The 10,600-nt window shown below is 68.9% G+C and carries 11 protein-coding genes, 1 tRNA gene and 1 pseudogene; 7 read left to right on the top strand and 6 right to left on the bottom strand.

Annotated features, from left to right (window positions below):
- Positions 1-572: 572 nt before the first annotated feature.
- Complete coding sequence (locus VS93_RS12165; RefSeq protein ID WP_046470062.1) at positions 573-1,031, top strand: hypothetical protein; 459 nt, start codon at positions 573-575, stop codon at positions 1,029-1,031.
- Positions 1,032-1,264: 233 nt separating this feature from the next.
- On the top strand, positions 1,265-1,882 hold the full coding sequence (locus VS93_RS12160) for a rhomboid family intramembrane serine protease (RefSeq protein WP_046470061.1): 618 nt from the start codon (positions 1,265-1,267) through the stop codon (positions 1,880-1,882).
- A 33-nt stretch (positions 1,883-1,915) separates the two neighbouring features.
- On the opposite strand, the gene dcd is transcribed toward VS93_RS12160, so the two are convergent.
- Positions 1,916-2,491, bottom strand: coding sequence for a dCTP deaminase (gene dcd, locus VS93_RS12155; RefSeq protein WP_046470060.1), 576 nt, complete (start codon positions 2,489-2,491; stop codon positions 1,916-1,918).
- Between the two features lie 129 nt (positions 2,492-2,620).
- Here dcd and VS93_RS12150 point away from each other — a divergent pair.
- The 3 genes and pseudogenes from VS93_RS12150 to VS93_RS12140 all read left to right on the top strand — a co-directional run bounded on the left by VS93_RS12150 (position 2,621) and on the right by VS93_RS12140 (position 3,685).
- Positions 2,621-2,694, top strand: a tRNA-Gly gene (locus VS93_RS12150).
- Between the two features lie 368 nt (positions 2,695-3,062).
- Positions 3,063-3,200: a hypothetical protein gene (locus VS93_RS29120; protein WP_156184800.1), complete on the top strand. Its 138-nt coding sequence runs from the start codon at positions 3,063-3,065 to the stop codon at positions 3,198-3,200.
- Between the two features lie 9 nt (positions 3,201-3,209).
- Positions 3,210-3,685 (top strand): annotated as a pseudogene (locus VS93_RS12140) (NUDIX hydrolase).
- 19 nt (positions 3,686-3,704) lie between these two features.
- Here VS93_RS12140 and VS93_RS12135 read toward each other — a convergent pair.
- From VS93_RS12135 to VS93_RS12120, 4 genes are all read right to left on the bottom strand, one after another.
- The gene (locus VS93_RS12135; RefSeq protein WP_338022729.1) at positions 3,705-4,256 is read right to left on the bottom strand and encodes an HD domain-containing protein; all 552 of its coding nucleotides are present in this window, start codon (positions 4,254-4,256) and stop codon (positions 3,705-3,707) included.
- Between the two features lie 139 nt (positions 4,257-4,395).
- On the bottom strand, positions 4,396-5,064 hold the full coding sequence (locus VS93_RS12130) for a hypothetical protein (protein WP_046470100.1): 669 nt from the start codon (positions 5,062-5,064) through the stop codon (positions 4,396-4,398).
- A 709-nt stretch (positions 5,065-5,773) separates the two neighbouring features.
- The gene (locus VS93_RS12125) at positions 5,774-6,340 is read right to left on the bottom strand and encodes a dihydrofolate reductase family protein (RefSeq protein WP_236700502.1); all 567 of its coding nucleotides are present in this window, start codon (positions 6,338-6,340) and stop codon (positions 5,774-5,776) included.
- A 232-nt stretch (positions 6,341-6,572) separates the two neighbouring features.
- Entirely contained in the window at positions 6,573-7,385 is an 813-nt protein-coding gene (locus VS93_RS12120; RefSeq protein ID WP_236700501.1) for a helix-turn-helix domain-containing protein, read from the bottom strand.
- 110 nt (positions 7,386-7,495) lie between these two features.
- On the opposite strand from VS93_RS12120, the gene VS93_RS12115 reads away from it, so the two are divergent.
- Positions 7,496-8,047 (top strand): TIGR03086 family metal-binding protein, encoded by a 552-nt coding sequence (locus VS93_RS12115; protein ID WP_046470059.1) that lies wholly within the window; start codon positions 7,496-7,498, stop codon positions 8,045-8,047.
- A 769-nt stretch (positions 8,048-8,816) separates the two neighbouring features.
- On the opposite strand, the gene VS93_RS12110 is transcribed toward VS93_RS12115, so the two are convergent.
- Entirely contained in the window at positions 8,817-9,761 is a 945-nt protein-coding gene (locus tag VS93_RS12110) for an arginase family protein (protein WP_046470058.1), read from the bottom strand.
- 272 nt (positions 9,762-10,033) lie between these two features.
- On the opposite strand from VS93_RS12110, the gene VS93_RS12105 reads away from it, so the two are divergent.
- The gene (locus VS93_RS12105; protein WP_046470057.1) at positions 10,034-10,318 is read left to right on the top strand and encodes a DUF1540 domain-containing protein; all 285 of its coding nucleotides are present in this window, start codon (positions 10,034-10,036) and stop codon (positions 10,316-10,318) included.
- Positions 10,319-10,600: the final 282 nt, after the last annotated feature.

Below are 10,600 nucleotides of genomic sequence, written 5' to 3'. Positions count from 1 at the left end.
GCACGTTGAAGCCATGGGTGCCGCGACCGCCTTCCCCTCTCCCGGCGACGGGCCTTCGCCGCCGTGGTGGGTCCGGTTGTCCCGATGGCTGAACGGGTCCCAGGCCTGCGCGGTGGGCGACTGCATCGAGCTCACCGATCCTGGGGTCCCGCACTGCACTTCGCATCTCCGCGAGTTCCGGACGGCGCTGGGCGAGCGGTGTTGCGCGGTAGCCTCATGCGTAGAGCCCCGCATCGAAGGCGTTGCATTGTGCGCCGGCCATCAGGAAGCCGAGTACATCGCCACGTGCATCACGGCAAGGCCCGGGGATCGGTGGAACGTTTGAGCACCGCGCCGGGACTCGCGTAGACCGTTCGCCCCTTCGGTCCTCCCGTGTGCCCGGCGGCGGCACCGCCCGCGCGGCGGGCGGTGCCGCTTTCTACAACGATCGGCTTTCCGGGCCGACTCATGACCGGATCCGCCCTCCGCGCGGCCTTCTAGCCGATATGGTGCCTTCGGCGGTAGCCGTATCCGTTCCGTGCTCCCAGATTGAGAGGCGTGCTGTGTCCGATTCAGTCCGGCTGAACTGCCCCATGGGCCGCAAGCGTGGGGAGATCTCGGTCGGGATCACACTCGCACTTCTAGGGGGCGCTGTTCTCGCACTCTTTCCCGCGCACTGGGCCGGCCTCACGTTCGGCTCCCTCCTGGTCGCCGCCGGAGCCGCACTGCTCTGGCACGGCGTTCGGCTCAAGTCCCCGGTCCTCGAAGTGGACGACGGCGAGTTCCGGTACAGGCGGGGGAAGTACATCGTCCGGATCCCGTTCACCGAGCTCGGCTCGTACTACGTACTTCCCGGCCGCACCCGCTCCCTGGGGCTGTGCGACGCGACCGGCCGCCCGTGCCACTTCCCCTCGACCGAGGGCCGCCGCGCGAGCCGCCCCTACCTTCCCCTCACCGGCCTGACATCACCGGCCCGGGTGGACGAGTTCATGAGCACAGTGGGCATCCCGCCCCGGGACCGCTCCCTGACCTCGGGCACCAGACGCGACTGAGACGGGCCCCGGCCACTGCCCCGCGCGCGCCACTCCCGCGGCCGCGCCCCCACCGAAACGAATGTGATTTACCCCACACCCGCCGGACGGGCGGCTCGACGCCCGATCCGAAGAACGCGGCAGCTCACGCGGTTACGACACGAGTAGCCCGCTCCGCACCTCCTCAGAGCACGCGGTACCCGCGCCCGCGACAGTCCGGGCGGCGGAGATATGTCTGGCATACAGTCAGAAGAGTGACGCAGTCTCGGTTGGCAGCTCTCATAACCGTCGCCGTCATGACCGCGGCGATGTGGGTGTTCGAGATCCTCGACACCGCCGCCCAGGGGGCATTGGACCACACGTTCGGCCTGCGCGCCTGGGACACCGAGGGACCCTGGACCATCGCGACCGCGCCCTTCATGCACGGCGACTTCGCGCACCTCCTCAGCAACTCGGTGCCTCTACTGGTCCTCGGCGGCCTCGTGGCGCTCAGCGGACTGAACCGCTTCGTCTGGACCACGATCATCGTGATGCTCGTCAGCGGGGTCGGCGTGTGGCTGTTCTCCGCCCCGGGGACGCTCACCGTCGGAGCGAGCGGGCTGATCTTCGGCTACTTCGGCTACACCGTTCTCCGCGGGATCATCGAGCGCAAGACCATCGACATCGTCATCATGATCTGCGTCGTCATCTTCTACGGGACGATGATCTGGGGTGTGCTGCCGCAGCAGGAGGGCATCTCGTGGCAGGCCCACCTGTTCGGGTTCGTCGGCGGGCTCGTCGCCGCCTACGCCCTACCCAAACGCTCCCACCCCCGGGCCGTCAGCGGAGGCTACGGCGAAGGAGGGTACGGCTACGGGATCCCGCGCTACTAGGGAACCCGGCCACGCGGTGGCGCCAGCGGCGGGTCAGACCCTGTCGCGGCTGAAGCTCAGGTACGAACGCGACGGTGTCGGCCCCCGCTGCCCCTGGTACCGCGACCCGTACCGGGCGGATCCGTAAGGGAACTCGGCCGGCGTGGTGAGCCGGAACATGCACAACTGCCCGATCCGCATCCCCGGGTACAGCTTCATCGGCAGGGTCGCCACATTGGACAACTCCAGGGTGACGTGCCCGGAGAACCCGGGGTCGATGAACCCCGCCGTGGAGTGGGTGAGCAGCCCGAGCCGCCCGAGCGAGCTCTTGCCCTCAAGCCTGCTGGCGAGGTCGTCGGGCAGCGTGACGATCTCGTAGGTGGAGGCGAGCACGAACTCGCCGGGGTGCAGTATGAACGGCTCGTCCTCATCCCCTTCGACGAGCCGGGTCAGGTCCGGCTGCTCCACCGAAGGGTCGATGTGCGGGTACTTGTGGTTCTCGAACACCCGGAAGTACCTGTCGAGCCGGACGTCGACGCTCGACGGCTGGACGAGCTTCGGATCATAGGGGTCGATCTTGACCCGCCCGTGCTCGATTTCGGATCTGATGTCGCGATCGGAGAGCAGCACGCTCCAGAACCTACCTGGTGGCGCCATCCAATCGCCGATCCCCGGCGCACCCGCTAACCGTTACCGCCCAAGCCCGCGCTTCGGGTACGATAGCCAGCGTCGGCGGTCGGGAACACTGAACGCCACAACGCGGATGTAGTTCAATGGTAGAACTTCAGCTTCCCAAGCTGATAACGCGGGTTCGATTCCCGTCATCCGCTCCAAAGAGTGAAAGGCCAGGTCAGCCCGAGGAAATCGGGAACCTGGCCTTCGTCGTTTCGGGGTCCGGAGCGGCCCGCGTGCCTGATTCGTGCCAGATTCTCAGGTGGGAGCCCCCACGGTGAGCGGGTCGTCGCCGTCGTCCTGGGCACGCGGCGATCTCGCTCAAACCTCCTCCGAGCAGAGAGGAGACCACTCGCTGGACCTGTTCGAGACCCCCGATAATGTAAGCGCGTCCTTAGACGTCCTGCGAACGCGGGGCAGATGCCGAACGAGAGGCTGCGCGCCGCACTGCTGGAGCGCGGAATAACACCCGCTGAACTCGCCGAGGAAATCGGCGTGGACACCAAGAGTGTCGAACGCTGGATCAGCCTTGCGCGCACCCCGTACCGGAAGCACCGCCGCCAACGCCCCGGTCCTGCACCTGCGCAAGATCGCCGGAGGCAGCATGGTCACCACCTACCTCGACAGCTTCGAGCGCGTCTGGAACCACGCCCGACCACTGCAATGAGAGAAGAACATGGGTAGGCGGATCGACTACTACGACGACCCCAGGCCCCGCCGGCCAACAGCCTCGTCCCCTCGGTGAACGTCATCGTGGTCAACGAGAACGACGAGGTGCTACTGATCCGGCGCACCGACAACGACAACTGGGCCGTACCCGGCGGCGCGATCGACCTCGGCGAATCCGTCCCGGACGCGGCGGTACGTGAGACCCGGGAGGAAAGCGGCATCACCTGCGAGATCACCGGGATATCCGGCATCTACAGCGACCCCCGCCACATCATCTACTACACCAGCGACGGCGAGGCCCGCCAGGAGTTCTCCATGGTGCTCACGGCACGCCCCGTCTCCGGTTCCCCCTCCACCAGCGACGAGCCCCGAGAGGTCCGCTGGGTACCCAAAACCGACCTCGACCGCTACCGCATGGACCGCTCGATGAAGATACGGATCACGCACTTCCTGGAGGAGCGCACAACCCCCTACATCGGATGAGCGAACACGTCCCCGGACGTCAACCGCCGTCGCCGATGCGTGCCTCCACCGAGCGCACGGTCCCGAGCAGATCCGGCTTCAGACGGGTGATCGCCCGGTGCACGAGGTCGTCCGGACCGTAGCGATCCAAGATCTCGGAGATGCGCCGCTCTGCCGACAGGTGAGACCCGTCAGGACCGGTCGTCATGTCGCAGTAGGTCAGCACGTCCAACAGGTCGACGCGCGGCAACACGAACTCACCGGTGAGATCGTCGAACATGCCGCGTTCGTCGGCCTCCACGACCGCGCCGGAGTGGTGGGCAACCAGCGAGCACAAGTGCTCATCCGCCTGTTCCACCGACCGCAGGTAACGGGCACCGTCCAACGGGTGAAAACCGGTTTCGGCCAGGTTGGGCGCGTACCCGATGTCATGCAGCCAGGCCGAGGCCACCACCAGGTCGGCATCCGCGTCGAGAACATCTTTCAGGGATTCGGCCTGCTCGGCCACGCCTTGCGTGTGTGCCCACCGCCGGGGCAACGGTTCTTCGAGGAGGCTTCGCGCGAGATCCCACGCCCACAGAACATGTCCCACATGTCCAAGGCTAACGTTCGGACGGTTCCCCGCCCCGAACGAACCGTCCCTTCCCATGGACGGAGACGACCAACCCCGACCCTTGTGGCGAGGGTTCCGCGCCAAATCCCCCGCCCCGTCAGGGGGATTGTGCACGAGGTCAGGCCGTGGGAGCCGCCGGCCGAAGTCCCGCAGCGTGCGGCCTCGGATGCCCCAGCACCGCATAGGCCAGCGGCCACAGGGCGACGATCGCCGCGACGCTGCCCACGTAGAACGCCGAGAACGACAGGATCGCCAACGCAACGGCTGAAATGACCAGTGCGGCCACGACCACCCTGGCCATCCCCGGGTTCAGTACGCGGCTCCGGACGATACCAACAGCGAACCCGACCGAGCCGAGCAGGAACAAGACCGAACGCGCCACATGCGAGAAGATGAGCCACGGCATCAGCGTTTCCTGCATCGCCTGGACGTCTCCGCCGGTCTCCGCCGCCGCCAGGGGAGCGAACTCCAGCCCCGGCTGGAACGCCATCAGCGCGGCGCTGACGACGATGAGCGGGAACGCCCACAGGCTCCAGCGGTCATCACCCGCGTCGCGGAGGTACGCCCGGATCGCGAGGAAGGCGAGAATCACGAGAGCGGCCACGCCCACCACCGCGATGTGCGCCAGACCCCAGCGGGTCGGGTTGGCCGCCACCGCCGCGGCGAGCGCCGCGGAGTCCGGCGGCGTTCCAGGGAGGTAGGGGTGGTAGATGAAGCTGAGCAGCAAAGCCACGGGGGTGATGACGAGGACGGCGGCCTGCCATCGTGCCCGGTTGACGGCGGACATTGGCCCACCTCCGAGTGATCTGCGGACGGGGCAGCGCCCCCCAGCGCCCCCCTTTGTGGAGCGACGCTACGCCTCGCGCCGTGCCGGAACTAGGGCAGAAATACCCGGCCCATCTGGCATACTTGCCCATCCGCGGCTAGACCAGGCCGTGTTCTTTAGACCCCTTCGGCATTCCTGGACCGGAGCATGGCAACATACCGTTCACGGTTGCGGGGGCACACCGCTACGCTGAACGCGCGTAATCCCGCCGCTGTGGCGGGCCGCCTCCTGCCGTCTGTTGGCCGATCAGGATGGGGAGACTGACAGCAGCAGTGACAGCAACGCCGCCTGACACAGCCCGATCGCGACGGCCTTCACTGAACTCCGATCCCAGCACGGCAGGCGTCTACGGTGGTCCCTGGTCAAGCTGATAAGGATTCGGACCCGTGCCCGTTGTGGCCGCGCCTCACGGGGACCACGGGGAACTAGCGACAGACGGCCGAATCCGCGCAGGTCAGCGTGACCACTGATAGACGACGACCAGCGGCCTTGCCTTCCTAGGCTGATAACGCGGGTTCGATTCCCGTCATCCGCTCCAGCAGGCAAAAGGCCAGTTCAGCCGGAGGATTCCGGGGGCCTGGCCTTCGTCGTGTGCGGCCCGTGACGCGGTTCGCCGTGCCACACACGGAGCACCACCGACTATCGGAAGCGAGAACATCACCCTTAGTTGTTACGTCGGCCGATAGCGCAGGAGCACGATGCCGGACCGGAACGGTCGGGTCTCCACGAGCCGCAGCGTTGGGATCTCGGTCGCGTCGGCGAACAACCGCTCGCCGCGCCCGAGCACGACCGGATACACGAACAGCCGATATTCGTCGACCAGCCCGGCGGCGATGAGACCGTGGACCAGGGTGATGCTGCCGGTCGTGACGATGTCCTTGCCCGGTTTGGACTTCAGCGCCCGGATCTCGTCCCTGAGCGCACCCCGCAGCACGGTGGTGTGCTCCCACTCCGGGTCGCGCATGGTGCTGGAGAAGACGTACTTCGCCACCCTGTTGAGGTAGTGGGCGACACCCGTCGTGTCGTCGGTCTGCTTCGGCCAGTAGCCGCGCATCTCCTCGAACGTCACCCATCCGAAGACGACGGCATCGGCCGCCTCACTCTGCTCACGGAGCGCCGCCACGACGTCGGACTGATCGGCTTCCGCATCGTCGGCCGCGCTGAACCAATTCCCCGTCGCGTCGATGACGCCATCGAGCGTGCTGTTCTCGGTGACGATCAGGTCTCTCATCCTCATCTCTGGGCCTCCAAACATGGTGCTCGTCACTAGGGAGACTGACGTAGCCGATCGAACTCATCGGGCCCCAGTGGCCCACAGGGGTAGGTCGTGGCGAGCGAGCAGCTCAGGAATCCCAGCCACGACCGCCGGGTATCCGTGTTTTCGGCGAACACTCCGCGGCGCTACGAATGATCCTGCTCGCCGCTGCCGGGGAAGGCGTGCGGCGCGGCGAACCGCGCCGGCACGGATGTCATGGCCTGCTGCGTGCGGCGCACTCCAGGGTGTAGCGCTGTGGCGGCAGGCCGATCACCGCGGTGAAGTCGCGGGTCAGGTGGGGCTGGTCGCTGTAGCCCAGGTCTCCGGCCAGTCCCGCCCAGTCCACCCGGGCGCCGTGCCGGACCCGTTCGGCCGCCTCGTAGAGGCGGTAGCGGCGGATGACGGCTTTCGGGCTCACGCCGACGTGGTCGGCGAACCGCCGCTGGAGTCGGCGCACACTGACGCCCTCCTCCGCCGCCAGCGCCTCCACCCGGGCGATGGCGGGATCGGCGGCGACGCGTTCGACCAGCGCGGCCGTGTCCTCGGCGGGGTGGTGCGGCTCGGGTAGGCGTCCGGTCAGGAAGCCGTCGACCGCGGCCGCCCTGTCCTCGGCGGTCGCCGATTGCCTGACCGCGGCGGCGATGTCCGCTGAGGCCGGGCCGAACACCCCGGCCAGGTCGAGCGCGGCATCCCGGATCGTGGCCATGGGGCGGTCCAGCAGCGGACGGAAACCCGCCGGGCGGAACATGACCCCGAGCGCCCACCCCCGGCCCGCCAGCCGTCTGCCGCTCACCCGGGTCGCGACGCCGTGGACCGCGGCTTCCTCGGCGGTGAAGACGACATTGACCACCGGGTGGGCGAACACGCGCTGGGTGTAGGGCTCACTCAGGTCCCAGCTCGCCAGCCAGTACCGGTCCACGAAGCGGGCGACCTGCTCCGAGGGCGCGTACCGGTCCAGCCGGAACCGGACCAGTCCGGCGTCGGGGGCGATGATGCCCCGGGCGTCCTCGTGTGCTCCTCTCACCACCCCAGCAGCCTAACCAGGGGTGGTGTCGCGTTTCTTCAAGACGCCGGCCGCCGATCGGGCCAGGATGGCAGCGCAAGGCGATCATGCGCGGACTGGTAAGGGAGAGCACGATGACCGAGATCTCCGAACGCTACGCACGGCTCGGGGACGGCTTCGCGGCGGCGATCGCCGCCGTGCCCGCCGACCGCTGGGAGAGCGCGTCGCCGTGCGAGGGCTGGACCGCCCGGGACGTGGTGCGGCATGTCATCGAGACCCAGGGCATGTTCCTGGGGCTGGTCGGCCGGGAACTCGGTCCGGTACCGCCGGTGGCCGACGACCCGGCGGCGGCCTGGGACGCCGCGCGCAAGGTCGTCCAGGCCGACCTGGACGACCCGGTCCGCGCCGGCGCGGAGTTCGACGGACTGTGGGGCCGGACCCGGTTCGCCGATGCCGTTGATGCCTTCCTCTGCTTCGACCTGGTCGTGCACCGCTGGGACCTGGCGCGGGCGACCGGACTCGACGAGCGGCTGGACCCGGCCGATGTCCGCTGGGCGGCGGAGCAGACCTCCCGCTTCGGTGACGGCCTGCGCCGCGACGGCGTATGCGGACCGGCGCTCACGCCTCCGGAGGGCGCCGACGAGCAGACCCGGCTGCTGGTGTTCCTGGGACGCCGAGCGTGGTAGACGGCGGCCTCCTCCCACCGCCGGACACCGGGGCACCGTGTCCGGGCGCCCGATTCCCTCCTTCCGGTGGTGGCACGCGCTCCTCACGGCCGGAGAAGCCCCCGCCACCTTGGCGCCGACGGCGCCGCCCATCTCCCTCTTCGGGGTCTCCCCGGGGGAACGCGTGGACGGCCTCGCCGCCAAGATCTCTTCGTCGGGTCGCTCACTCCGGATCCGCCGGTGGCGGTGCCGGTGCGCCGCAGCGGCCCGGGCCGGATGCTCCCCCTTGATCGCTGGACCGTCCGTCATCCAGCGCTTGCGGGTGGGGACCGTACCCGGCTGAGGGGGAAGAACCGCCTGTAAGAGGTAACCATGCCGTCAATGTCGCCATCAGGGAGGTGGACCGCGCACCCGCACCGGCACCGGCCCCCACTTGTGGCAGCTGAAAGCGCAGGTGAAGCCCCTGGAGCCCCGCAACGAGAACAGGCTCCGATGGAAACATCTGATCTCCCCTGCCTGTGTCATGGTGGCCATGGCGAGGAGCGGCGCATCGGCGATCGGACGCGAGGCGTGAGTATTCGCCGCCATCAGCGCCGGGCTCTTCGTGTCCATGGCGGGCGTGGCAAGGCCACATGCTCTACCGGATCTGGAGAGCGCGCCGTCACGACATCGACGACACCGCCCCGGACTCCTCGTAGGACGCGGCCATGGCGCCGATGTCGTCGGCGACGAGGGGCCCGTACGGGACGGCGCTGACTGCGCGCTACGGGCTGTATGAGCCGGGTCCACCTCACCCAGGGCGTGAGGCCAGAGCCTCCGCGGCGTAGCGCACGATGCGGCGGGCGCCCTGGCCGTCCGGGTCGAGCTCGGGGTTGTAGATGGTGATGGACCATCCGGCGCATCCGGGGGTCGAGAGCGCGGCCTTGGTGAGGATGGTCAGTTGTTCCCAGCTCAGCCCGCCCTCCTGGGGGTAGTCGACGGCGGGCAGCGCTTCCGTGGAGAGAACGTCGAGGTCGGTGTGCAGCCACCACGCCGGCGCGTTCCGCCGGATCCGGTCGGTGGCGGCAGTGACAGCGGCCACCAGGTCCGGTGCGCGGCCTCCGCTGTCCGGAGCGGCGAGATCGTCGGCGGTGCGCAGCCACAGGTCCGGATGCGATTCGGGGAGCCGGGGCACGCCGGCCTGCGCGAGCTCGGCCGCGTCGCGCGGGCCGAGGACCACCACCGCCGCGGGATCCAGCAGCGGGAGCATCGCCGCCAGCCGGTCCGGCAGCCCCTGGTAGGCCTCGTCGTTCGGGTCGGCGAGCGCGATCCCGAGCTCTGCGTCGGCCCCCTCGCCGGTGGTCGACGCCTTCGGCGGCCAGGCGTCCTCATGGCCGTCGATGAATAGGAGGCCGACGGGCGACGCCCGCGCGTCACGGGCGGCGGCGAGACCGCCCAGCAGTATCGGGCAGTCCCCGCCCACCAGGAACGGCCTCCGCCCGTGGGAGTGGGCGAGGGCGGCCTCGCGGCGCACGTTGGCGGTCATCTCCACCAGGGCGGCTTCGTTGAGCAGCCCGGAGCGCGGGCTCCTTCGCGGCTCGGGTGTTCCCACCCCGACGTCGCCGGCGTCGTGGACGGTGGACGATCGGCCCAGCGCCTCCGCCAGACCGGCCTCGCGCAGCGCCGCCGGCGCCATCGCCACGCCGCCCGGGGTTCCGGAGGAGTTGAACGGTACACCTGCGAGATGCAGCTCCATCGCGCGTCCTTGTCCGGCCAGCCTGTGCCCCGTCCACTCACCGCGCACAGCCGCCGGCAAACCCCCGGGGAACCACCCGAAAACCGCGAAGCGAAAACGGGCCGCCAGAGGTTAGCCTTATCTAATTTTCGAGGGGCGGGGCGAAGAATTCGGATACCGGAACCCCGCACCCGCGGGGGTTGAGAATTTTTTCGGATTGGTTTGGGTTAATTCCCGGATTTCCTCGGGAACCGGCCCCCAAAGAGCGGACGCGATCAACGGGGGGACCTACCATGGACATGCCTGCCGTCACCAGGTGTACGGCCGAGAGCTGCGCCTACAACCAGGCGCAAACCTGCCACGCGCTCGCCATCACCATCGGCGATCCGCAGCACGCGCAATGCGACACCTTCTACAGCGCCCCGGTCGCCGGCGGCGATCCTTCCGCCGTGGGCCACGTGGGCGCATGCAAGATGTCCGAATGCCAGCACAACGTCAACCTCGAGTGCCAGGCTCCGGAAATACAGGTCGGCGCCCAGGCCGACATAGTGGAATGCCTGACGTACCAGCCGGCCTAGCATTCCGATTCCAGATTCCGCTCCAGACCGGCCGCCGGAGCCGAAAAACGGCCACCGCGTATCCATCGGCGGCTGGGCGCGGCCCGCTTTCTCGGCGGCGGCGCCGATCTGGGATGCCGCCGCGCTCCTCACCCCGCGGTGAGGGGCGGGGCCGCGCCCGGCGGCCTGGCGGACGTACCCGCTCTATCGCGCTGCGCACATGCGCCGAGCCGCGGCGGGGACAAGGCGCCCGGATTCCCGCATTCCGCTCCGCGGGTTCACCACCGGAGTCCCGCGAAGCCG

It is taken from the genome of Allosalinactinospora lopnorensis (assembly GCF_000981225.1).
Taxonomy (GTDB): domain Bacteria; phylum Actinomycetota; class Actinomycetes; order Streptosporangiales; family Streptosporangiaceae; genus Allosalinactinospora; species Allosalinactinospora lopnorensis.
The sequence above is the reverse complement of the archived record's forward strand: the minus strand, read 5'-3'. Positions and strand labels throughout refer to the sequence as shown.